This is a genomic window from Actinoplanes philippinensis, from assembly GCF_900113015.1.
In the GTDB taxonomy this organism is placed as follows: Bacteria; Actinomycetota; Actinomycetes; order Mycobacteriales; family Micromonosporaceae; genus Actinoplanes; species Actinoplanes philippinensis.
In genome coordinates this window covers 362,688-386,225 of the sequence record NZ_FONV01000007.1, presented here as the reverse complement: position 1 = coordinate 386,225, position 23,538 = coordinate 362,688, and the positions used below count along the sequence as shown (strand labels likewise).

At 72.1% G+C, this 23,538-nt stretch carries 15 protein-coding genes; 6 read left to right on the top strand and 9 right to left on the bottom strand.

The genetic code is table 11. The features are described from left to right. Positions 1-30 precede the first annotated feature (30 nt). The 6 genes from BM290_RS20435 to BM290_RS20410 form a co-directional block, all read right to left on the bottom strand. The gene (locus BM290_RS20435) at positions 31-1,965 is read right to left on the bottom strand and encodes a putative bifunctional diguanylate cyclase/phosphodiesterase (protein WP_093616374.1); all 1,935 of its coding nucleotides are present in this window, start codon (positions 1,963-1,965) and stop codon (positions 31-33) included. Further along, positions 1,962-7,220: a diguanylate cyclase domain-containing protein gene (locus tag BM290_RS20430; RefSeq protein ID WP_143133851.1), complete on the bottom strand. Its 5,259-nt coding sequence runs from the start codon at positions 7,218-7,220 to the stop codon at positions 1,962-1,964. The genes BM290_RS20435 and BM290_RS20430 overlap by 4 nt, the downstream gene beginning before the upstream one ends. 916 nt (positions 7,221-8,136) lie before the next feature. Continuing rightward, the gene (locus tag BM290_RS20425) at positions 8,137-9,816 is read right to left on the bottom strand and encodes a glycoside hydrolase family 13 protein (RefSeq protein WP_093616370.1); all 1,680 of its coding nucleotides are present in this window, start codon (positions 9,814-9,816) and stop codon (positions 8,137-8,139) included. Positions 9,817-9,898: 82 nt separating this feature from the next. Beyond that, a complete protein-coding gene (locus BM290_RS20420; protein WP_093616368.1) occupies positions 9,899-10,930 on the bottom strand; it encodes a LacI family DNA-binding transcriptional regulator in 1,032 nt (343 codons plus the stop codon). 10 nt (positions 10,931-10,940) lie between these two features. Further along, entirely contained in the window at positions 10,941-12,143 is a 1,203-nt protein-coding gene (locus BM290_RS20415) for a sulfite oxidase (protein WP_093616366.1), read from the bottom strand. A 168-nt stretch (positions 12,144-12,311) separates the two neighbouring features. Continuing rightward, positions 12,312-14,366, bottom strand: a complete 2,055-nt coding sequence (locus tag BM290_RS20410) for an MMPL family transporter (RefSeq protein WP_093616364.1) — start codon at positions 14,364-14,366, stop codon at positions 12,312-12,314. Between the two features lie 145 nt (positions 14,367-14,511). Here BM290_RS20410 and BM290_RS20405 point away from each other — a divergent pair, with 145 nt between their 5' ends. The 3 genes from BM290_RS20405 to BM290_RS20400 all read left to right on the top strand — a co-directional run bounded on the left by BM290_RS20405 (position 14,512) and on the right by BM290_RS20400 (position 16,666). Continuing rightward, positions 14,512-14,943, top strand: a complete 432-nt coding sequence (locus BM290_RS20405) for a MarR family winged helix-turn-helix transcriptional regulator (protein ID WP_239143614.1) — start codon at positions 14,512-14,514, stop codon at positions 14,941-14,943. A 499-nt stretch (positions 14,944-15,442) separates the two neighbouring features. Next, entirely contained in the window at positions 15,443-15,601 is a 159-nt protein-coding gene (locus BM290_RS48450) for a hypothetical protein (protein ID WP_177319809.1), read from the top strand. 228 nt (positions 15,602-15,829) lie between these two features. After that, positions 15,830-16,666 (top strand): tetratricopeptide repeat protein, encoded by an 837-nt coding sequence (locus BM290_RS20400; protein WP_093616701.1) that lies wholly within the window; start codon positions 15,830-15,832, stop codon positions 16,664-16,666. Between the two features lie 420 nt (positions 16,667-17,086). Here the strand turns inward: BM290_RS20400 and BM290_RS20395 are convergent, their stop codons facing one another. After that, positions 17,087-17,500, bottom strand: a complete 414-nt coding sequence (locus BM290_RS20395) for a MarR family winged helix-turn-helix transcriptional regulator (RefSeq protein ID WP_093616360.1) — start codon at positions 17,498-17,500, stop codon at positions 17,087-17,089. A 163-nt stretch (positions 17,501-17,663) separates the two neighbouring features. On the opposite strand from BM290_RS20395, the gene BM290_RS20390 reads away from it, so the two are divergent. Both BM290_RS20390 and BM290_RS20385 read left to right on the top strand, forming a co-directional pair. Further along, positions 17,664-19,409: an ABC transporter ATP-binding protein gene (locus BM290_RS20390; RefSeq protein WP_203779427.1), complete on the top strand. Its 1,746-nt coding sequence runs from the start codon at positions 17,664-17,666 to the stop codon at positions 19,407-19,409. 116 nt (positions 19,410-19,525) lie between these two features. Then, positions 19,526-19,804, top strand: a complete 279-nt coding sequence (locus BM290_RS20385) for a hypothetical protein (RefSeq protein WP_093616356.1) — start codon at positions 19,526-19,528, stop codon at positions 19,802-19,804. Positions 19,805-20,321: 517 nt separating this feature from the next. On the opposite strand, the gene BM290_RS20380 is transcribed toward BM290_RS20385, so the two are convergent. Both BM290_RS20380 and BM290_RS20375 read right to left on the bottom strand, forming a co-directional pair. Next, entirely contained in the window at positions 20,322-20,963 is a 642-nt protein-coding gene (locus BM290_RS20380) for a nitroreductase family protein (protein ID WP_093616354.1), read from the bottom strand. A 49-nt stretch (positions 20,964-21,012) separates the two neighbouring features. Continuing rightward, on the bottom strand, positions 21,013-22,191 hold the full coding sequence (locus tag BM290_RS20375; protein ID WP_093616352.1) for a citrate synthase: 1,179 nt from the start codon (positions 22,189-22,191) through the stop codon (positions 21,013-21,015). Positions 22,192-22,258: 67 nt separating this feature from the next. On the opposite strand from BM290_RS20375, the gene BM290_RS20370 reads away from it, so the two are divergent. Beyond that, positions 22,259-23,383, top strand: a complete 1,125-nt coding sequence (locus BM290_RS20370) for a citrate synthase 2 (protein WP_093616350.1) — start codon at positions 22,259-22,261, stop codon at positions 23,381-23,383. Positions 23,384-23,538: the final 155 nt, after the last annotated feature.

Below are 23,538 nucleotides of genomic sequence, written 5' to 3'. Positions count from 1 at the left end.
GGGTCCCCGGCGCTGCCGGGAGCGCTCCGGTCAGCCGGCCACCGAGCTGAGGAACCGGGCGTCCAGATCGGCGGCCGGGACCGGCCGGGCGAAGTGGTAGCCCTGCGCGGTGTCGCAGCCCAGACCGTTGAGCGCGGCCGCGGTCCGGTCGTCCTCGACGCCCTCGGCGACCACGGTCAGGTTCAGGTTGTGTGCCAGGTCCACGGCCGACGCCACGAGCGCGTGGCTGGACGAGTCGGCGACCATGTCGGCGACGAACGAGCGGTCGATCTTGAGTTCGTCGACCGGCAGGAGCTTCAGGTACGACAGCGACGAGTAGCCGGTGCCGAAGTCGTCGATGGACGTCTTCACCCCCAGGCCCCGGATCCGGCGCAGCGCGTCGATCGTGGTCGTCGGGTCGGACATCACGGTGTGCTCGGTGATCTCGATGCAGAGCAGCTCACCGGGCACGCCGGCGGCCTCGAGCAGCGCCGCCAGCCGGCCGGGGAACGTGTCGTCGAGCAGGCTGCGGGTGGACACGTTGACCGCCACCGGCACGCGGTGCCCCGCGTCGAGCCAGGTCCGGGCCTGCTCCAGGGCCAGCGTGAGGACCCGCTCGGTGAACGGGTGGATCAGGCTGGTGGTCTCCAGCACCGGCACGAACTGGTCGGGCGGCACCGGGCCACGCGTCGGGTGGTGCCAGCGGGCGAGCGCCTCCACCCCGGAGAGCGAGCCGTCGGCCAGCGCCACCTTCGGCTGGTAGTGCAGCGTGAACTGGGACGCGTCGGTGAGGCCGCGCCGCAGATCGCCGAGCAGGGTGAGCCGGTCGGCGCTGTCCTGCCCGGTGGTGCCGCTGAACCGGCGGAAGCTGTCGTGCTGCTGCTTCGCGTCGTGCATGGCGCTGTCGGCGTGCCCCAGCAGGGTGCTCACGTCGTCGTCGGCCGCGGCGGCCGCCGCCCCGATGCTGATCTCCAGGTCCACGGTGATGTCGTCGAGGTGGAACGGCTCGTCGAAGGTCTCCCGCAGCCGGGTGGCGACCGCGTCGGCGCGGGTCGGGTCCAGGTCGCGCAGCAGGATCGCGAACTCGTCGCCGCCGGTACGGGCCACCAGGTCGCCGTCCCGGACCACCGCCGCCAGCCGCCAGCCCGCCTCGGCCAGCAGCCGGTCGCCGATGTGCGGGCCGAGCTGGTCGTTGACGTGCCGGAACCCGTTGATGTTGACGGTCAGCACGGTGATGCCGGGCAGGCTGCGAGCCGGCCGGGCCGCGGACAACGCCCGCTGCACGTGCGCGGTGAACGCGGCCCGGTTGGGCAGCCCGGTGAGCAGATCGGTGGCGGCCAGCGACTCGACCTGGCGCCGGTGCGCCCGGGTGTGCCAGCCGAACAGGGCCAGCACGATCAGGCTCAGCACGAACGTGATGACGCTGCCCCACACCAGCCGGTCGGAGTCGTGCCGCGCGGCGGCCTGGTTGTGCTCGTACCGCTGCTGGTACCGGTCACGCAGTTGCAGCAGCCGTTCGGTGTTGCGCTGGTGGCTCGGCTCGATCAGGGTGTCCAGGGTGTCGATCGCCTTGACCGTCTCGCCGCGGTCCAGCATCGCCAGGAACCAGACGATGTCCTGCCGCAGGTTGATCTGCCGCTGCGCGATGGTCCCGGCCTCGGCCGCGTCACCGGAGTCCGGCGCGGCCACCGCGATCGCCAGGGTCGCCCGGTGCATCTCGTCGTCGACCGCGAGCACCCGCCCGCGCTCCGGGCCCGTCGGGTTGTCGGCGGCCTCCTGGATCAGCGACATCTCGTACGCCGAGAGGTAGGCGGCCTGCTGGTAGGCGGTCACCCGGTCGCTGTCGCGCAGCAGGTCCTCCACGATGCCGGAGTGCCGGCGGCTGTCCACCAGCGAGAACCCGGACAGCAGCGCCAGCGACCCGACGAGCGTGCCGATCACCCACCGCCGGGTACGCCGCAGCCCGGTCTCGTCCACGCCGCTCATCCGGCCACGACCCGGTTGCGGCCGGCGCGCTTCGCCTCGTACAGCGCCTCGTCGGCGAGTTTGTGCAGCTGATCGGGGTCGGCGTGGGTGAGCGGGGTGCCCGCGGTGACGCCGACGCTGACCGTGACGGTGCCGTCGTCGGCGAGCGCGTGCGGCTGCTGCAGCCCGGCCACGGCCCGGCACGCCCGTTCGGCGACGACCTTCGCGTTCGCGGCCGTCGCGCCGGGCATGACGATGCAGAACTCCTCACCGCCGTAGCGGGCGACCAGGTCGGTGCTGCGCACCTGCACCCGCAGCGCGTCGGCGACCAGGCGCAGACACTCGTCACCGCCCTGATGGCCGTAATGGTCGTTGTACTTCTTGAAGTTGTCGATGTCGATCATCGCGACGCCGATCGGCTCACCCGACCGCTCCGCGCGCAGCCACGCCTCCTCCAGGAACGTGGTCAGCTTGCGCCGGTTCGGCAGCCCGGTCAGCGGGTCGGTGACGGCCAGCAGCTCCAGGCGCAGATTCGCCTCGGCCAGCTCCTCGGTACGCTCCGCCACCGCCCGTTCCAGCGACGCGTACACCTGCGCGTTCTCCAGCGACACGGTGAGCTGCCCGGCGATCAGCAGGACCGCGTCCAGCCGCCCGGCCGAGAACGCGCGCCGGCTGAGCCGGTTCTCCAGCACCAGCACCGCCCGCGGCTGGCCCTGCCCGATCACCGGGACCACCAGCAGCGAGCAGTGCTCCAGACCGGCCAGGTACGGATCCCGTCCCACCCGGTCGTCCAGCGACACGTCGTCGACCAGCATCGGCTCGCGGGTGCGCTCGGCGTACCGGATCGCGGCCAGCGGCAGCAGCCCCCGCTCCGCGGCCTCCTCGGCCGTCAGGTCCGGCCGGTCGCCGTCGCCGGGCAGCACCCAGCAGCCGGCCCGGTCGTCGTGCAGCACCACGTGCACCGCGGTGGCGCCGGTCATCGCGCCGAGCACCTGCTGCACCCGAATCCGCAGCAGGTCCACACTGGTCTCCGAGCTGAGCGCCCGGGCCGCCTCCAGCACCGCCATCAGGTCGATCACCTCGTTCGACAGGTTGACGCTGGCGCCGCCGAGAGTGGCCGACCGGCCCGGTGTGGCCGAGCCGAGAGCCGAGCCGAGCGCCGGATGGGCCCGCTTCATGGCGTGCACCTTCGCCACGGCGCCCCACCGGGCGTACCCCGGAAGGGCCTCGGCCAGCAGCCGGGCGCCCACGTGCTCCATCCCGTGGTCCAGGTAGAACCGGGCCGCCAGCTCGGTGATCAGCGGCGTGTGCCAGGACCGGCCGGCCGTCGCCGCGTCCGACATCGCCTCGTCGTAGGCGGCGGCCGCGGCCGCGACGTCGCCGTGCGCGGCCGCCCGGGTCGCCTCGGCCAGCCGGTACAGGTGCCGGAAGTTGGCCGGCTGCCCGGCGGCGCGCGCGGCCAGGAAGTCGTGGCTGCGGTCCAGCGTCGCGAGAGCCTCCTCCCGGTCCTGGCCGGTGCGCGCGGACACCGCCGCGGCCAGCGCGGCCAGCAGGTGGGCGGGCGCGGTCAGGTAGTTGCCGGGCAGGGCCGGCAGCACCCGCATCGACTCGGCGCTGAACCGGACCAGCGCCTCGTCGTCGCCGAGCACCGCCGCCAGCAGCGCCCGCATGGTCGTCGCGAACGCGTACGCCGTGTCGTTGCCCGCCAGCGCCTCCACCACGGTGTCGTCGAAGTCGCCGGTGCCGCGCAGGGTCTGCACCAGCATGTCCACGGTGGTGAACAGAGCCGCGTCGGGGCCCGCGCCGATCCGCTCCGCGAACGCCTCGGCGGCGCGCATCTCGCGCAGGAACGGCTCCAGGTCCTCCGACAGGTCCAGTATCTGCGGCAGCGACGCGAAGTAGGTGTAGAACGCGGTCCGCAGGTCGCCGCCGCGCAGCAGCCCGTCGCGTGCCTCGTGGGCCATCCGGACACCGTTCTCCAGCGGCTCGTACCACGGCACCGTCGCCAGAGCGTGCAGGAACCGGACCTGCGCCGTCGCCAGCTCGTGTCCGTGCTCCACCCCGATCGCCAGCACGTGCGCCGTGGCCCGGTAGGCGGCCTCGTGGTCGCCGGAGCCGGCGATCGTGACGACCCCGATGTTGCCGAGCGTGCCGGTCAGCGCCGCGCACACGCCATGCCGCGCCCACAGCTCGGCGGCCTGCGCCACCAGCCACGCCATCGTCACCCGGTCGGCGAAGAACGCCGCCGCGGTCAGCCGGTCGATGACGTGCGCGGCAGCCAGGATCCGCGGATCGGTGATCTCCGGCCGTTCGGTGTCACCGGCGGTGGCCAGCCAGCCGTAGAACCTGTCCATGCCGGCGCTGATCCGCGGGGCCATCTCGGCCGGACCGGACGGCACGTCGATGCCCAGCGTCGACAGCGTGCTCAGGCCCAGCTCCAGGGCCTCGGCCAGCATCCGCCGGGTGGTGAGGGCGCCCAGTTGCTCGGCCACCGGGCCGGCCAGCCGCACCGGGTCGCCGGTGGTCGCGGCCAGGTCGGCGAAGACCCGGTCGGCGTCGCCGAAGCGGCCCAGCGCGCAGAGGGAAGCGTGCCAGGCGGCGCGCGTCTCGGCGTACCCCTCATCGGTTTTGTGCAGCAGACGGGCCGCGACCGCCAGACACGCCTCGGCCGACGCGTGGTTGGCCACCAGCCGGGCCGCCGCGGCGGACGCGCGCAGCATCGACGCCGCGGTCCGGCGCTCGCCCGGCGCCGACGCGCCGGGAACCACCAGCAGGTCCGCCGCGGCGAGGTAGAGCGGCGCCGCCTCGGGCGCCGGAGCCAGCCGGCGGGCCAGCGACAGGCTCAGCCGGGCCCGCTCGTCGGGGCGCAACCGGCTGTACGCGGCCTGCTGCACCCGGTCGTGCCGGAACCGTGCCGTGTCGCCGTCCACCACCACCAGGCCGTCGTCGACGGCCGCCGTCAGCGGCGCGGCCAGCAGCTCCAGCGGCACGTCGCCACCGAGGCAGGCCATCATGTCGACGGCTGCCCGAGTGCGGGTGGGCAGCGCGGCGATCCGGGCGGTGAGCATCGCCAGCACGTCACCGTGCCCGACGAAGTCGCGGACCGCCGTCGCGTCCCAGCGCCAGCCGCCGCCGTCCGGCACCAGCACACCCTCCCGGCGCAGGGCGCTCAACAGCTCGACGGTGTCGAACGGATTGCCATCGGTACGCTCGGCGAGCACCTCGGCCAGCCGGTCCGCCTCCGGCAGGCGCAGCATCTCGGCGATCAGCACGCCCAGGTCACCGACGCTCAGGTTGTCCAGCCGCACCTCACCGGCGTCCCCGCGCTCCCGGCGCAGACGGGCCAGCACAGCGGTCAGCGGGTGCGCCTCGTCCACCTCCTCCTCCCGGTAGGCGCCCAGCACCAGCAGACCCGGCACGTCCGGGTTGTCCAGCACGTCGTCGAGGTAGCTGAACGCCGCCCCGCTCGCCCACTGCAGGTCGTCCAGGAAGAACACCAGCGGGGCGCCGTCCGCCACCGTGCGCAGCAGCGTCATGCCGGCCCGGCGCAGACGCGCCAGGAAGACCCGCGGGTCGACGTCATGCTCCGGGGCGACGTCCAGTACCGCCCGGAACGGCGGCATCAGCGCCGCGATCAGCCCCGCGTCCGCGCCGAGCGCCTCCCGCAGCCGGGCACGCAGCTCGACGACCACCTCCTCGGGCTCGGCCAGGAGCTGCTCACCGAGCCGGTCGAACGCCTCCCGTACCGCCCCGCCACCCGCATCGTGGTGGAACTGGTCGAACTTGCCGGCCACGAACCGCCCACCGGCCTCCGCGACCGCCGGGCGCAGCCGGTCCACCAGCGCCGTCTTGCCCACCCCGGGCGGGCCGGTGACCAGCGCCAGCGCGCTGCCGTCGGCCGTACCCGCGAGCAGCGTGTGCAGCGTGGCGAGCGGCGCGTCCCGGCCGATCAGCCGCGCCGGCGGCGCCAGGTGGATCGGGAAGTCCCGCTCACCGAGCACGGTCAGCCGCCCGGCGCGCAGCTGCGCCAGGTCGTACGCCAGCCCTTCGCCGCTCTGGTAGCGAAGCTCCGGCTCCTTGCTCAGCAGCCGCAGGATGATCTCCGACAGCAGCGCCGGGACCAGCGGGTTGACCTCCGAAGGAGCATCCGGCACGGTCGCCAGGTGATCGTGGATCAGGCTCAGCGGATCCCGGTCCCGGCCGAACGGCGGCCGGCCGGTGGCCAGCTCGTACAGGGTGGCGCCGAGCGAGTACAGGTCACTGCGGTGATCCACGGCGCAGCCGGTACGGCCGGTCTGCTCCGGCGCCAGATACGGCAGGGTGCCGACCAGGCCGCTCTTGCTGTCGGCGGCGCGCGCCCCGACCTGCCCGCTCTGTCCTTCGCCGGCGCGCCCGGCGGCGATCCCGGTCGTTCCCTCGATGGCGCCGGCGTCCGGCATCGTGCCGGCCGGCCGGGTGTTTCCCTCACCGGAGCGAGTGCCGATCGGTCCGTTCGGTCCGGTCTTTCCGTCACCGGCGCGCGTGCCGGTCGCCTCGGTCTTTCCGTCACCGGCGCGCGTGCCGGTCACCCTGGTCGTTGCGTCACCGGCGCGCGTGCCGGTCACCCCGGTCGTTGCGTCACCGGCGCGCGTGGCGGGAACTCCAGTCCTGCCCTCGTCACCGGGTGTGCCGAGCACCACCGTCTTTCCGTCACCGGCGCGAGTGCCGGCGGCTCCGGTCGTCTCCGCACCGGTGCGCGGACCGGCCACGCCGGTCTTTCCGCCGCCGGGGTGCAGGCCGGCCACCCCGGTCCTGGCTTTGCCGGCCCGGACGCCGCCCGGCCCGGGTTTGGCCTCGGCGGCATGCGCGCCCGGCAGCGTGGCCAGCTCGAAGTCGATCAGCATGGGCCGCCGCGTCACCGCGTCGACCAGCACGTTCGCCGGGCTGACGTCCCGATGCACCACACCGCGCCGGTGAATCCCGGCAAGAACCTCGGCAAGACTCAGCCCGAGCTCCAGCAAGGCGTCGGTCGCCCAGGGCATTTCAAGATCAGCGAGGGTACGCGCCCCCGTGTCGACAAGCTCGAGCACTCCGCCGGCGCCGTCCCCGGCCAGCGTCGGAGTACCGTCCAGGGACTCCAGCCGACGAAGCACCGCGATCTCGTTACGAAGCCGCCCGGCCGCCCCACCCCCGAGCGGCTGCTTACGAACGACAAGTTTCCCGTCCGCCAGCCGAACACGGCTGACCCGGGTCCGGTCACTGTCGTACAGCAGCTCGTCGGCACGCTCAGAAGTCACGCGCTGCCTTTCGGCCCGCCGACGCCCACCATGAGCCTTGCAACCCCTCTACCACCCACCGTCCCCCACCCCGCCCCGCAGAACCCCTCCCACCCGCCCTGTCCCCGCGCCCGTCCCGTCCCGTCTCCGTGCCGTCCTGCGCTTGCGCCGTCCTGCGCTTGCGCCGTCCCGCGCTTGCGCCGTCCTGCGCTTGCGCCGTCCCGCGCTTGCGCCGTCCCGCGCCCGCCCCGTCCCGCGCCCGCCCCGTCCCGCGCCCGCGTTGCCTCACCTCGCGCTGCCTGCATACGCTTCCGCTTCCGCCTCACCGATCCAGCCCGACTCGCCGGCCGCCTTCCTCCGGCCAGCGCTGTTACATCCCGGCCGGAACCTGTTCGGTCGTTTCGTTCGCGGATGTCCCTTAAGCGGCTTTATAGTCTAATAAGGAGATCTCTAGCGCTCGTGGGCGTTGATTTTGGGGACTTCGGGGTCGGCGGGGGAGCACACGCGACGGCTCTGGGGCAGCGCGTTGTCCCGGCGGTGGTGGGTGCACGCGATCCGGTTCGTGTGGGTGCGGGCCGTCGTAGCGGCGAGAGCTTGGTCGCACGAGGGGCGCTTGAGTTTGCCTGTCATTGCTCACGTGGCCACGGAAGCACCGCACGATTACGCAACCGGCGGCTCACCAGCCCTCCGGGGCCGCCGAAACGACGTTGAAGGGCTGTCCCGGGAACGGGGACTCCAGAGGGCTCGGCGTGATCAGCGGGACGCCGGAGTGCCTCTTGCGCGCGGACTGGCACGCGTGGCCGTATCGGAAAAGGAATCCGGAAACCGTCAGGCGCGGCCGGGCCTGGGGTCACCGGACGGCCGCGAGGTGGGTCGTGACGCTGCCCGGCCGGCCATCCCCCGTTGACGGCGGGGGATGGCCGGGTGCCGGTGCTTCTCAGTGGGGGAGGGACCACCAGACGGTGGTGTCGGGCGGGAGCACGACGGTGCCGGCATCGCCTTCGACGGGGCCGCTGGCCAGCAGGATGTCGCCGGGGCGGGGGAGTGCGACCGGGTCGGGGCCCATGTTGACCGTGCAGCGGAAGGTGGGGGCGCCGGGGGCCGGGCGGTCGAAGGCGAGCACGCCCGCCGGGGACGGGACCCACGTCAGGTTGTCGGTCGGGGCCATCGCCGGGGTGGTGCGGCGGATCGCGAGGGCCGCGCGGTACAGCTCGAGGGTGGAGCCGGGCACGCCTGCCTGCGCGGCGACGCTGAGGGCGGCCCATGACGCGGGCTGGGGGAGCCAGCTGGCGCCGCCGTCGGGGCCGAAGCCGTAGGGGGCCTCGGCGCCGCTCCACGGGATCGGGACGCGGCAGCCGTCGCGGTAGCCGTCCTGGCCGGTCGCGCGGTGGAACGCCGGGTCCTGGCGGACCTCCGGCGGCAGGTCGATGACTTCGGGCAGGCCGAGTTCCTCGCCCTGGTAGACGTACGCGGACCCGGGCAGCGCGAGCATCAGGGCGGAGGCGGCGCGGCCACGGCGCAGTCCGGCTTCCTCGTCGACGGCGGCGGGTTTGCGGCCGGCCGCGTCGCCCTCGATCTTCTGCATGAGGCGGGTGGTGTGCCGGACCACGTCGTGGTTCGACAGGGTCCACGTGGTGGGCGCGCCGACCGCACGCATCGCGGCGAGCGAGTCCTCGATCATCTCGCGCTGCTCGTGCACGTTCCACGCGGTGCCGAGGTAGCTGAAGTTGAACGCCTGGTGCAGTTCGTCACCGCGGACGTAGTTGGCGACCCGGGCCAGTGTGGGCGCCCAGGCCTCGGCGACGGCGATGCGCTCGCCGGGGTACTCGTCGAGGATCCGGCGCCAGTCGCGGTAGATCTCGTGCACGCCGTCCCGGTCGAAGAACGGGCTCTCGCCGGCGCCCAGCAGATGCCACTCGCCGGTGTCGCCGATGTCCGGCAGGCCCGGCTCCTTGACCATGCCGTGCGCCACGTCCACGCGGAATCCGTCGACGCCCAGGTCGAGCCAGAACCGCAGGATCGTCTTGAACTCGTCGCGGACGGCCGGGTGCTCCCAGTTGAAGTCGGGCTGCTCGGGGGCGAACAGGTGCAGATACCACTCGCCGTCGGCGACGCGGGTCCACGCCGGCCCGCCGAAGATCGACGGCCAGTCGTTGGGCGGCAGCTCGCCGTTCTCGCCCTGGCCGGGGCGGAAGTGGTAGCGCTCGCGGAACGGGGAGCCGGGGCCTTCGGCGATCGCCCGTTTGAACCAGTCGTGCTGGTCGGACGAGTGGTTGGGGACGAGGTCGACGATGACCCGCAGGCCGAGGGCGTGCGCGCCGGAGATCAGCTGCTCGGCGTCGGCGACGGTGCCGAAGATCGGGTCGACGGTGCGGTAGTCGGAGACGTCGTAGCCCGCGTCGGCCTGGGGCGAGGCGTAGAACGGGGACAGCCACACCGCGTCGACACCCAGGTCCCGCAGGTACGGCAGCCGGCTGCTGATGCCGGGCAGGTCACCGATGCCGTCGCCGTTGGAGTCGGCGAAGCTGCGCGGGTAGATCTGGTAGATGACCGCGTTGCGCCACCACGATGCGGGGGGCGCCGCCACGGTGGGCGGTGCGATCAGTTGATCGGTCATGGCGACGAACGCTAGCAGCTTACTAACACGTGTTACATAGCCTGGCGGCTGCTTTCTTGCAGCAAGTTCTTGCAGGGCGCTGTTATGTCGCTTTCGCGGTGGATTCCCGGACGATCAGGGAGGTGTCCAGAGTCTGGTGCGGATGCTGCGCCTCACCCCTGATTGCCGAGATCAGGAAGTCGGCGGCCATCCGGCCCTTGGTCACGATCGGCTGCCGGACGGTGGTGAGCCGTGGCCGGAACCACGAGGACTCCTGGAGGTCGTCGAACCCGGTCACGGAGACCTCGGCGGGCACCTTTATTGCAAGTTCTTGCAAAGCATCCACGGCCCCGTAGGCCAGCACGTCGGAGAGCGCCAGCACGGCCGTCGGGCGCTGCTCGGCGGCCATCAGCTCGCGCGTCGCCCGGTAGCCCTCGCTCCGCGTCACCGGCACCTCGGCCAGCCGGACGTCGGCCATCGTCAGACCGAAATCGGTCAGCGCGTCGGTGATCCCGGACAGCCGGCGCGCCAGCGGCCCCCGGTAGCCGCGTTCCGGGACGTGGGCGCCGGGATCCATCGATAGCACGGCCAGCCGTCGATGCCCCAGCTCCAGCAGGTAGCGGGTCACCTCGCGGGCCCCGCCCCGGTCGTCGACCTCGACGCTCGGCGCGCCGTCGAGGCGATCGCTGTCGATCAGCACGAACGGGATGCCCCGCCGGGTCAGCTCCGCGACCTCACCACGGTCCGCCTCCAGGCCGCAGACGATGAAACCGTCGACCGCGGCGTACGGAATGGCCTTGAGCACCGAGTCCTGCAGGGGCGGGGTCAGCAGCAGCGTGTAGCCCTCCTGGTCGCACACCTGCCCGGCGCCCATCAGGAACCGTGCGTAGTAGGGGTTCTCCAGGATCCGGGCCAGCCGCTGGGGCAGCAGCACGCCGATCGAGTGGGTGGTGCCGGCCTGCAGCATCCGGCCCAGCGTGCTGGGCGCGTAGCCCAGCGACTCGGCGGCGGCCAGGATCCGCTCCCTGGTCGCCGCCGAGATCCGCTGCGGATTGTTGAACGCGAAGGACACCGCCGACCGGGACACGCCCGCCGCCGCCGCGACGTCACTGGACGTGGCCCTTCCCGACGGCATGGGCGGCACCCTATCCCACGGCGGTCACCGGGACGCGGACCGCGGCGTCGAAGAGGTAACCCAGCGTGTTGAACCGCGCGACGTCCGGCTGGGTGTTGCCGCGCACGTCGGTGGCCCGGGCCAGGAGCACGTGCTCGCCGGCGGCGGGCGTCCAGTCGTACTCCCAGCGCTGCCACACCCCGCCCGGCGTCGCCCCGTAGGGCCGGGCGCGCCGCCAGGTCGTACCCCCGTCGGTGCTGATCCTGACCTCGCGGATCGGGCCGTCGGCCGACCAGGACCGGCCGGTGAGCCGGGTGCGCACGCCGGCCGGGAACGTGGCGCCGGGGTCCAGCTCGAAGGCGCTCTTGATCGACTGCCTGTCGAACGGCCGGCCCTCGGCCGGGAAGTCCGGGCCGAACAGGCGGTAGAACTGCGTGTTCCACGGGGAGAACAGCGGTTCGGCGGAGACCTCGATCCGCCCGACCCACTTGATCGACGAGATCCCGATCCAATGGGGTACGACCACCCGCACCGGGAAGCCGTGGTCCGGCGGAAGCGGCTCGCCGTTGAGTTCGTAGGCGAGGATGACGTCGTCGAACGCCTTGCGCACCGGGAACGGGCGGCGGACCGGGCCGAGGTCGACGCCGCCGCTGACGAAGTTCGGGTCGAGGCCGATCGGCTGGACGTCCACGGCATGGCGGGAGATGCCGGCTTTGCGCAGCACGGTGGAGAGCTTGACGCCCTTCCACTTGCCGACGCCGATCGCGCCCAGCGTCCAGGCCGTGCCGGAGACGGTCTGCCCCTGCTGGGAGGTGTAGTAGCTGCGGCCGTTGCCGGCGCACTCGATGGCGACCGGAACGGTGACGCTGGGCAGACGCTTGATGTCCTCAAGTCCGAAAAATGCTGACTTGGTGCCGCTGCCGGAGATCTCCAGCTGCCACGATCCGGCATCGATGGTCGGCGTGACCGTGTGGTTGCGCACGAAGAATCGGTCGACCGGAACGTAGTATCCCTGGTCCTTCAGGGCCGACCAGCGGGTCTCCGCGTTGGTGCCCAGCGGCCGGAAGAGATCGTCCGGCAGCGGTTTGACGATGGGGGAGGCGGCGGCCGCGGGTGATGCCGGAAGCAGGGCGGCTGCCGCGGTGAGCGCCAGCAACTCCCGGCGGGAGAATCCACGCGCCCGCCCGGCCAGGAAATCCCGCAGTCTGCGCTCGTCGTACGCACGCTCACTCATGCCGAGAGATCCTATCGATTGAATAGGATAACCGGATAGTCCTGGCGGCAGGGATTTCCCCCGGCGACGCCGACCGAGGTCACCGAGCGGCTGAAATTCCTGGTGGCGGTCCGGCCGGGCCGGGGACGAACGCCGGGTGGCCCCGATGAGGACCACCCGGCGTTCCTTTCACTGGCGGAGAGTGACGTCCTTGTCCGCGGCGCGGTCGACCTCGTCCCAGTCGGTCCGCGGCCGGTCCGGCGGCGTCCCGGTGCTCCCGGCGGCGGCCTGCGGGCGGCCCGGCCACCAGAATCGGTCACCGGTGAGCGTCGCCAGGGCCGGGACCAGCACGGTACGCACGAGCAGCGTGTCCAGCAGCACCCCGATCCCGACGATGATCCCGATCTGGGTGAGGGTGACCACCGGCAGCACGCCGAGCACCGCGAACACGGCCGCCAGCAGGATCCCGGCGCTGGTGATCACGGCCCCGGTCACGGCGAGCGCGTGCACCATGCCGTCCTTCGTGCCGCGTGTCGCCGCCTCCTCCTTGGCCCGGGTGACCAGGAAGATGTTGTAGTCGACACCGAGCGCGACCAGGAACAGGAACGAGAACAGCGGCACCGAGTTGTCCAGCGCCGGGTAGTCGAGCACGTTCCGGAACAGCCACGACCCGGCGCCCAGCGACGCCGCGAAACTGAGCACCACCGTGATCATCAGCAGGACCGGCGCGACCAGCGCCCGCAGCAGCACGACCAGGACCAGGAACACCACGGCCAGGATCACCGGGACGATCACGGCCAGGTCGTGCCGGGCGGCGTCGCGGGTGTCGAGGGCGGTCGCCACCGTACCGCCGACCAGCGCCTCGCCGTCCAGCTCGGCACGCAGCGCCCGGATGGTGTCGAAGGCCTCGGCGGTGTCCGGGGCCGCCGTGAGCACGGCGCTGATGCTGACCTGGGTGGCGGTCTGCTCGGCGACCCGGGCCTGGGCGACGCCCGCGGTGCCGGACACCGTGGCGAGAACCTGCTCGGCCCTGGCCGGCTCGGTCAGGATCACCGCGGGCCCCGCCGCCCCGGCCGGGAAATACCTGCTGAGCGTCTCGAGGCCCTGCACCGACTCGGCCTCGACCCGGAACTGCTCGGTCTGCGACAGGCCGACCTTGGTGCCGAGGCCGCCGAGGGCCAGCAGACCGAGAACGGCCATCGACGCCGCGGTGACCACGACCGGACGGCGAACCACGCCGTGGCCGACCCTCGCCCAGAAGCCCTTGCCGTCCTCCGGCCCGGACTCGCCGACCCGCGGGATGAACGGCCAGAACAATTTGCGCCCGCAGATCACCAGCGCCGCCGGCAGCACGGCGAGAGCGAAGACGGCAGCGATGGCGACCCCGGCCGCGGCCGAGATGCCGAGCGCCGTGTTGCTCTTCAGGCTGGCCAGCAGCAGGGTGAGCAGGGCCAGGATGACGGTGCCGGCGCTCGCCGCGATGGCCGGTCCGGCGCCGCGCAGCGCCTTGCCCATCGCCTCGAACCGGTTCTCGTACCGGTGCAGCTCCTCCCGGTACCGCGAGATCAGCAGCAGCGCGTAGTCGGTGCCGGCGCCGAACACCAGCACCGTGACGATGCCCGCGGTGGACCCGTTGATCGCCAGGTCGGTGTGCTGCGACAGCAACGCGATGACCTTGGCGGCGAGCTGGTCGGCGAACCCGACGACGAACAGCGGGACGATCCACAGGATCGGGCTGCGGTAGGTCACCAGCAGCAGGATCGTGACGACGACCACGGTCACGATCAGCAGCTTGGTGTTCGCCCCGCTGAAACTGTTGGACAGGTCGGCGCCGAACCCGGCGCCACCGGTGACCTGCGCGGTCACCCCCGCGGGCAGCCCGTCCTTCACCTTCGCGCGCAGCTCGGCGACGGCGTCGCTGGTGGCGTTCGCGTCACCGGTGGCCGGCAGCGGCACGGTGACGATGGCGGCCTTGCGGTCGTCGGACAGGATCGGCCGGCCCAGGCCGGTGACCGTGACCAGATCGGCGTCGGTGAGCACCTGCCCGCCCTTCGCCACCACGACCAGTGCCGGGTTGGTGCGCCCGGACGGGAGCTGTTTCTGCAGCTCGGCAACCCGCGTCGACTCGGCCGAGGCGGGCAACGACGACGTCGGGTCGTTGTCGGTCTCCGTGGTCCCGGCGAACCCGAAGACGAGTCCGCCGAGCAGCAGGGCCAAGAGAAGCGTCGCCCATGCCCTTCTCATCGCTGGTGCCCCCTAAGGCATTTCTTCAAGACCGAGAATCTTTACCATCGAGATTGTTCACCAACGTGAGCAGATCTGCAACACTTGCCGCGTGGAAGGAACAGAGACCGCGGAACGCGCGCGGTTGCGCAGGGACCTGGTTGACTTGCTGAACACGTACAGCAGTGAGGCGCAGCACATCGGGCACGCGTTCGCCAACCAGCACCGGCTGCACGCCACCGACATGCACGCGCTGCTGGCCGTCATGCACGCCGAACGCCGCGGCGAGCCGCTCACCCCCGGCCGCCTGGGCGAGGCCATCGGCCTGACCTCCGGCGCCACCACCGCGCTGATCGACCGCTTGGAACGAGGCGGCCACCTCCGCAGAAGCCGCGAGAGCGCCGACCGCCGCGTCGTCCACCTCCGCTACGCCGACGCCGGCATGGCCTTGGCGCTGGCCTTCTTCACCCCGCTGGCCCCCCGCACCGACGAGGTGATGGCCCAGTTCGGCGTGGACGAGCTGCACACCATCGAAAAGTTCCTGCAGGGCATGATCGGCGCCCTCACCGCCTACCGCGACGAGCTCCGCCAGTCCTGATCCCTGCCGCTGCACCCCTCCGCGCGGCCTCTGATGGCCACCTTCCGCGGCGTAGCGCTTTCCGGGACGGTCGTTGCGCGCCTCGGCCGGGACGGCCCGTTGACGAGCAGACCACCGCGGCGGTACGGGTCACACCTCCGGCAAACGCATCGATCCCGATCCGGGCCTACCTCGCGACAGGCCGGGTGGTCCCGGCCGAAGCGCGCCCGCCGGGCTGAACCCGGCCGAGACGAGACCCATCATGCCCAGCCCCGACGGATGGCATTCGGACGCGTGGGTGAGGCCTCATGGTGAGGTGGCCACACGAAAGCCCGACGACGGTGGCCCCGACGGCGGTGATTCGGGCGACGTTGGTTGGGGCCACGGTGATTCGGGCGACGGTGATCGGGGCGACGGTGAGCCGGGCTGCCTTGCACGGGGCAGCCGCGACGCTCGGTGTCTGCGGATGGTTCGGCCGTGATCCGGAAGGCGGTCAACGGCGGGGCGTAGTCCAGCGGCTGTGATCCTGCGTGGCAGGCCGGGCGGCCGCTATCGGGAGCCGTGGACCGAGGGCAGTGATCCGGGCGGCTGTGGATCGGGGACCGGCTGGTTGTGGGAGTGGTGGCCGGCCGGCGTGACCCTGTCCGCGCAACTGACGACCACCCCACGCAAGTGCTGACGCGACCGGCGCGGTGCGGGCGGTGGGCTCTGCCGTTCGGTGGGGCGGGGAGTGTGCCTCAGGTTTGATGGGGGCCTGACGTCCGTACCATATCGGGGTTTTGAGAAGGGTGATGCTGCGGCAGGCGCGGCTGGGCCCTGACGGAATGCCGGGGTTGCGGGGGTTTGCAACGGAGGTGCACCGGGCGACCGTCACATGCGTGCCGGGTGGCTGCCGATCGAAGGCGGCGTGCGAACCGAGCTCCTACTCGCCGAGGCCGACGCCCTGCTCGCCCGCGGCCGTGCCCACAACGCCGAACGGCTGCTGGCGCCCTTCGTCGGGCGGGAGCCGGAGAACGTCGGCGCCTGGCATCGGATGGCCCGGGCCCGTCTCGACCTCGGCGACCTGCCCGGCGCGCTGCTGGCGGCGCAGGCGGCGTGGCATCTCGACCCGTACTCGCCGGAGTCGCTGTTCTGGCTGAGTCACTCCCGGTCAAGGCTCGGTGACCACGCCGAGGCGATCGCCGCCGCGTCGGCCGCCTGCCGTGAGGACCCCGGCAACCCGCGCCTGCACAACCGGCTGGCCGAGGCGCAGCTCGCCGCCGGCCTGCCCACCGACGCCGCCGAAGGTTTGCGCTGCGTAGTCGACATGGCTCACTACGACGCGGATCTGCACGTGACGTACGGGCTGGCGCTGTTCGCGGTGGGCCGCCCGCTCAGCGCCCGGGAAGCCCTCGGTCGGGCGCTGGCGATCGATTTCGGTCACGCCAGGGCTCGTGCTGCGCTGCGGGAGTTCGATCGGGCGATGAGCGCCGCGGTCGACGCAGCCTCGCTGGCGCTGGCGGCCGACGAGTTCGCCGAGTCGCTGCGCATCCACCCCGGCGGGCAGCAGGCCCGCCGCCCGGGACGTGATGCTCTCGGTCACGTGGCTCGCGTGGCGCTGATCTGGTTCGTGGCCGCGATCGCCGGCGTCGGCATCCTGGAGGCGACCGGGCTGTTAGTGGCTCCGACCAGCCTGTATCTGTCGTTGTTCTGCGCCGCCGGCGCCGCGGGGTGCATGTCGAATCTCGCACGCCCGGTGTCCTAGACGAGCCAGGCTCAGCGCGGCGTGTGGCTTGCTCCGGCTTGCTGAACGCGTCGGGTCCGCTTGCTCCGGCTTGCCGGGCGCGTCGGGTCCGCTTGCTCCGGCTTGCCGGGCGCGTCGGGTCCGCTTGCTCCGGCTTGCCGGGCGCGTCGGGTCCGCCTGCTCGGGCTTGCCGGGCGCGTCGGGTCCGCCTGCTCGGGCTTGCCGGGCGCGTCGGGTCCGCCTGCTCGGGCTTGCCGGGCGCGTCGCGTCCGGCCCGCTCGGCCTTGCTGAACGCGTCGCGTCCGCCGGCTCCGGCTTGCTGAACGCGTCGGGTCCGCCTGCTCGGCCTTTTCGGGTGCGGTGCCTGGCTGCGGCTGCCCTACTGCCGCAACCGGACGGACTCCGGCGGCGAGTTTGTTGCGGTCTCGGCGGCGGCCGGGGTCAGCGGGCGTCTCGGAGCTGGCGCAGGATGCGGGTCAGGTCGGCGCGGTCGGCTGGGTCGAGACCGGCGAACAGACGCTCGCCCTCGGCTGCGCGGGCCTCGTTGATGGACTGCATCGTGGCGACGCCCTCGGCGGTCAGGGCGACCAGGGTGGCCCGGCGGTCGGACGGGTCGGGCTTGCGGACTGCCAGGCCACGATTCTCCAGGTCGTCGACGACCTCAGTGGCGGAGCGCGGCGCGATGTGCAGGTGGTCGGCGAGGGCGCTGAGCCGCATCTCGCCGTGCCGGGAGAGCACGCCGAGCGCCCGCGACTGCGACGGCGACACGTGCCACGGCTCGAGGGCGACCCGGACTTGCACACGCAGGCGGCGCGTCACCGCCCAGAACGCCTCCAGCAGGTTCTCGTCCTCCACGGGAACAACCTTACCGCGATTACCGTTCCACCCTCATGATGAGGTAACCTCAGTGTTGTTCCGGCGACCCGTGATCGCCTCTTGCGCGACCACGGCGGCGCCTCGTCCGTACCGGGAAGGTTTGTTCTTGGCAGATGGAAAAGGCCGCGGCGCGGCACGCACATTGACCCCCGCGGAGAAGGCGCAGGCCCGCGCCGTCTCGCTGCGCCGCATCGGCGCGCTGTTCATCGGTCATCGGCGGCAGCTCGCCGTCGTCGTGGCCGTCATCGTCCTCTCGTCCGTCATCGCGATGGGCTCGCCGTTCCTGCTGCGCGAGGTCATCGACGTTGCTCTTCCACAATCCGACGTGCGGCTGTTGTCCCTGCTGGTGGCCGGCATGATCGGCATCGCGGCGGCCACGTCGGCGCTCGGCGTCGTGCAGACGTGGATCTCCACGACCGTCGGTCAGCAGGTCATGCACCGGCTGCGCACACGCGTGTTCGCGCACCTGCAGCGGCAGTCCGTCGGGTTCTTCACCCGCACGCGCACCGGCGAGGTGCAGTCGCGGATCACCAACGACATCGGCGGCATGCAGCAGGTCGTCACGTCGACCGCCACCTCCGTCGCCGCCAACCTGACCACCGTGATCGCCACTCTGGTCGCGATGACCGCGCTGTCCTGGCAGCTGACCCTGGTGTCCCTGGTCGCGCTGCCACCGGCGATCTACTGGACCCGCCGGGTCGCCCGCATGCGCCAGGCGATCACCGCGCAGCGGCAGCGTGAGCTCGCCGATCTCAACGTCATCATCGACGAGGGCCTGTCGATCAGTGGCGTCCAGCTCGCCAAGACGATGGGCGCCGGCGGCCTGCTGACCCAGCGGTTCACCGCCTCGTCGGCGCGGCTGATCGATCTGGAGCTGCGGTCCGAGCTGGCCGGTCGCTGGCGGATGGCCACCATGAGCATCGTGTTCGCGGTCATTCCGGCGTCGATCTACCTGGCCGCGGGCCTGCCGTTCGCCGCCGGGGCGATGAGCATCGGCACGCTCGTGGCGTTCACCGGTTTGCAGGGCGGCCTGTTCCGGCCGCTGATGAGCCTGCTCGACGTGGGTGTCACGCTGACCGCGTCGCTCGCGTTGTTCCAGCGTATTTTCGAGTATCTCGACCTGCCGGTCGAGATCGAGGAGCCGGCGGCGCCCGTCCGGCTCGATCGGGTGCGGGGCCACCTGAGGTTCGAGGACGTCACTTTTGTGTACGGGGAGAGCCCCTCCGCCGCCCTCGCCGGAGTGAGTCTGGACGTTCCGGCGGGCACGTCACTGGCCCTGGTCGGCGAGACCGGTTCGGGCAAGAGCACGATCGCCGCCCTGATCGCCCGCCTCCACGACCCCACGTCGGGTCGCGTGACGATCGACGGCGTCGACCTGCGCGACATGTCGCTCGACGATCTGGCCGCGACGGTCGGTGTGGTGAGCCAGGAGACTTATCTGCTGCACACCACGATCCGGGAGAACCTGCGCTACGCGAAACCGGACGCGACCGACGCCGAGATCGAGCGCGCCACCCGGGCCGCGCAGATTCACGACCTGATCACGGCCCTGCCAGACGGCTACGACACGATGGTCGGCTCCCGCGGCCACCGGTTCTCCGGCGGCGAGAAACAGCGCATCGCCATCGCCCGGACGCTGCTGCGCGACCCACGGATCCTGGTCCTCGACGAAGCGACGAGCGCCCTGGACAACGAGACCGAGCGGGCCGTGCAGCGAGCCTTCGACGAACTGTCCCGAGGCCGCACCACGGTGACCATCGCCCACCGCTTGTCCACGGTTCGCAATGCCGATCAGATAGCCGTCATCGACCACGGTCGCATCCTGGAGTCCGGCACCCACGACGACCTGATCGAGGCCGAGGGCCGATATGCCGCGCTGGCACGCTGAAGCCCCGACAGGGCTGCCGGTCGTCGTGCGGCCGCTGGCCTTGGCTCACTACGAGGTCGTCGTCAGCTGCTTCCTCGGCGACCACACCCCGAGCCGGTCCTGGAGCCGCTTCGCTGGTGGTGCGACTGGACTCGGCGACGGGCAGCAGTGACGAGGCCGACGACGGCCCGCACGCCGACGACGACAGCGATGAGGGCAGCGGCGACGGGATTGACCGCGACGGCACTGACCGCGACGGCACTGACCGCGACGGCACTGACCGCGACGGGATTGACCGCGACGGGATTGACCGCGACGGCACTGACCGCGACGGCACTGACCGCGACGGCACTGACCGCGACGGCACTGACCGCGACGGCGCTGACGGCGACAGCAACGGCACCGGCGACCGGTGACGGTCGAGCCGGCGGCGGCCGCTACGACGGCGAGGACCGCGACCGCCGGGCCGCTTCGTTGGTGGTCGGTGGTGAGGGCCATGCGCGGGTGGCAGTCGGCCACCGGCCACGTCTGCGAAAGACCCGTGGGTGCGCCTGTCGCCGTAGGCGGCCGTGAAGTTGTGAGCGGGAGGTTCGCCGGGGGCGACGGCGGCGAAGGCTCGTGGGTGCGCCTGTCGCCGTAGGCGGCCGGGAACGGTGTGGGCGGGGGAGCTCGCCGGGGGGCGACGGCGGCGAAAGGCCCGTGGGTGCGCCTGTCGCCGTAGGCGGCTGCGAACTGGCAGGTTGCCGGTGGTGGCGTCGGGGCGAGGCCGGGTTCGGGTGGCGTCTTGCCGTGGTGGCGTTTGTCAGCGGGCCTGTGCGTGGGGACGGCCGGTAGTGGGGTGATGAGTGGGGATCGCAGCCCGGCGGGGGCGTTTCGGTCCGGTGCCGCAGCCACCTTGCTGGGTGGCTGCGGGACTGGGGTGGCCGTACCTGATCAGTTGCTCTTGAACTTTTCGAAATGGACCACCTCGTCGAGCGGGCGGCGTTTCGGCTCGGACCAGCGGCCCTTGCTGGGGTGACCGAGAGGGATCAGGGCCATGGTCAGGGCGTCCTCGGGGAGGCCGAGCAGGGTGCGGACGTCCTCCTCGTGGCCGATGTGCAGCGTGGTGAGGGTCGCGCCGAGGCCGTGGGCGCGGGCCGCGAGGATCAGGTGCTGGACCGCGCCGTAGATCGACGAGCCGAGCCGCGGGTTCGTCGACTTCGCGGCGCCGAGCAGCACCGGGATGATCCAGACCGGCGCCTCTTCGAGGTGGTTGGCGAGGTGGTCGGCGGCGAGGAAGCTGCGTTTGCTCATCGGGCCGCCGTCGGGGGCGCCGAGGATCTGCTCGCGGCGGGAACCGTAGTGGCGCTCCCAGCCCTCGCGGTACCAGCCGGCGATCTGCTTCTTCGTCTCCGGGTCGCGGACCACGATCCAGGCCCAGAACTGGCCGTTGCCCGCGGACGGGCCGCGAATCGCAGCGTCCAGGATCGCGCGGATCACGTCGTCGTCGATCGGCTCGGTGGACAGGTAACGGCGGGCGGGCGTCGAGTGCAACGCCTCCAGCAGGGGGAGGGCGTGCGGGTCGGGAGAGGTCATGCCCGGAGCCTACTGGCCGGTAGTAAACGGTGTGCGGGACCCGTGGCGCTCACGCGGGCTGGTTGCCGGCGTAGGAACCGGACGGGCGGAAGCGGCTCGGGCGGTCGCCGTACTCCTCGAGGGCGTGGGCCAGCCAGCCCGCGGTGCGGGCCACCGCGAAGATCGCCTCGCCGGCGTCGGCCGGCATGCCATGGTGCAGGGCGAGGGCGGCCAGCGCGAGGTCGACGTTGGCGGGCGTGCCCGAGCGGGTACGCATGGTCGCGTCGAGCGCCAGCGCCGCCTCCTTGACCGGCCCCTCGCCCAGCAGGCCGAACAGGGTCTCGGCGCGCGGATCGCCGCTGCGGTAGATCGGATGCCCGAAGCCCGGCACCGCCACCCCCGAACGCAGGCGGTCCGAGATGGTGGCGACCGGGCCCGGGCCGTTCACCGCTTCTTCCACCAGGGGGTACGCGAGACCGCTCGCCGCCCCGTGCAGCGGCCCGTCGAGCGCGGCGAGCCCGGCGCTGACGACCGCGTACGGGTGGGCGCGGGTGGACGCCGCGATCCGGGCGGCCAGGGTCGACGCCGCGATGTCATGGTCGGCCAGCAGGATGAGTGCGGCGTTGAGCAGGCGTAATCCGGATTCGCTCGGTTTCTCGCGGGTGAGGCGCAGCCACAGCGCCTCGGCGAACGGCACCGGCTGGACCGGGATGCCGTTGAGGGGCGGCAGGCCCTGCACCATGGCGGCGAGCAGTTGCCGGCCGGTCGCGACGACGGCTGCCGGCGTGGTGTCGAAACGTAACGGGTCGGCGGCGGCCGCGGCGGCGACGGTGACGCGGAGCCGGTCGGTGAGGCGGGCGGTCGCCGGCAGTCGCGCGGTCACGTCCATGACGAGGCGGCGCAGGTCCGGGTTGACCGGGAACGGGACGTCGTCGAGATCACCGGTCCACAGCAGGGTGGCGACCGCCTCGTACGTGCTGGTCCGCGCCAGCACTGTCGCGTCACGGCCGCGGAAGAACAGGTTGTCGTCCTTGATCAGGGTGATGCCGGTCTGGATGCCGGGTGTGGTGGTGCGTTTACGGCCGGCCAGGAACGCGTCGACGTCGGTCTTCGCGAAGAGGCTGTTCTTGCCGTCGGCGTTGCGGCGGCTGGAGAGCAGGCCACGGCTCACGTACGCGTAGACGGTGGCCGGCTTGACGCCCAGCAGGATAGCGACCTCTTCGGTGGTCAACAGCGTTTGCGCGGTCATGTCGTCATCCTCTCATGTTGACTGGATCAATATTGACATCAACACTTGACGAATCCAGATTGAAGTCATGTTGACAGTCAATCCAGGACTTGCCGGTGTCGTTGCGTTCGATACCGAGATCGCCGAGCCCGACCGGGACGGTGGGGCGCTGCGATACCGCGGTGTCGACATCGACTCCCTCGCTGGAACCGTCTCCTACGGCGACGTGTGGGGTCTGCTCGTAGATGGTGACTTCACCCGCGGCCTCCCGGTAGCCGAGGACCTCCCGCCTGTGGATAACTCCGGCGACATCCGGGCCGACGTTCAGTCCGCGGTGGCGCTCCTGGCTCCCCGGTGGGGTCTGCGGCAGTTGATCGACATCGGTGACGAGCAGGCCCGGGAGGACCTCGGGCGCGCGTCGGCGGCGGTGCTGTCGTATGTCGCGCGGGCGGCACGGGCCGCGTTCCCGCCCCGGTCCGCGTCCGGCGGGGAGTCGCCCGCGGTGCCGCGGCGGCTCGTCGAGGCCGGGCGGACCGCCACCGAACGGTTCATGATCGAGTGGCAGGGGGAGCCGGATCCGCGGCACGTCGCGGCGATCGACCGGTACTGGATCTGCGCGGCCGAGCACGGCATGAACGCCTCCACGTTCACCGGCCGGGTCGTCGCCAGCACCGGAGCGGACGCCCCCGCCTGCCTGTCCGCGGCCATCGCGGCGCTCTCCGGTCCGCTGCACGGCGGAGCGCCGTCCCGGGCGCTCGGCATGATCGAGGCCGTCGAGTCGGGCATCGACGCGAGTCGCTACGTACGGCAGGTGCTGGACTCCGGCCGGCGCCTGATGGGGTTCGGGCACGCCATCTACCGTGCCGAGGACCCGCGCGCCCGGATCCTGCGCGACGCCGCCCGCGAACTGTCCGCGCCCCGCTACGAGGTGGCCCGCGAACTGGAGCTTGCCGCCCTCGCCGAACTACGCGCCCGCAAACCCGACCGCGTCCTGGAGACCAACGTCGAGTTCTGGGCGGCGGTGATCCTGGACTTCGCGGGAGTGCCGGCGGACATGTTCGCCGCCATGTTCACCTGCGCCCGGACGGCCGGATGGAGCGCCCACATCCTGGAGCAGAAGCGTCTCGGAAAGATCATCCGTCCGTCGGCCGACTACGTGGGTCCCGGGGAGCGCGACGCCGCCCTGGTGGCCGGCTGGCCCGCCGCCCGCTGATCCGCCCGGTGAACGGCCGGCGGGGAGGGGCGGCGTTCGCGAGCGGGCGAGAGCCTCGCCACAATACCGACACTACGGACAACCGCATCCAAACCGTAGGCGGGCTGGTTATCGGGTCGGATGGCGCCGCCGAGCACGGCGCTCCGGCCGGCGGT

Excerpts from the sequence above, each read along its gene's own strand:
- BM290_RS20435 (WP_093616374.1), bottom strand. The coding sequence starts at position 1,965 with ATGAGCGGCGTGGACGAGACCGGGCTGCGGCGTACCCGGCGGTGGGTG.
- BM290_RS20425 (WP_093616370.1), bottom strand. The coding sequence starts at position 9,816 with ATGACCGATCAACTGATCGCACCGCCCACCGTGGCGGCGCCCCCCGCA.
- BM290_RS20420 (WP_093616368.1), bottom strand. The coding sequence starts at position 10,930 with ATGCCGTCGGGAAGGGCCACGTCCAGTGACGTCGCGGCGGCGGCGGGC.
- BM290_RS20415 (WP_093616366.1), bottom strand. The coding sequence starts at position 12,143 with ATGAGTGAGCGTGCGTACGACGAGCGCAGACTGCGGGATTTCCTGGCC.
- BM290_RS20410 (WP_093616364.1), bottom strand. The coding sequence starts at position 14,366 with ATGAGAAGGGCATGGGCGACGCTTCTCTTGGCCCTGCTGCTCGGCGGA.
- BM290_RS20380 (WP_093616354.1), bottom strand. The coding sequence starts at position 20,963 with ATGACCTCTCCCGACCCGCACGCCCTCCCCCTGCTGGAGGCGTTGCAC.
- BM290_RS20375 (WP_093616352.1), bottom strand. The coding sequence starts at position 22,191 with ATGACCGCGCAAACGCTGTTGACCACCGAAGAGGTCGCTATCCTGCTG.
- BM290_RS20370 (WP_093616350.1), top strand. The coding sequence starts at position 22,259 with ATGTTGACAGTCAATCCAGGACTTGCCGGTGTCGTTGCGTTCGATACC.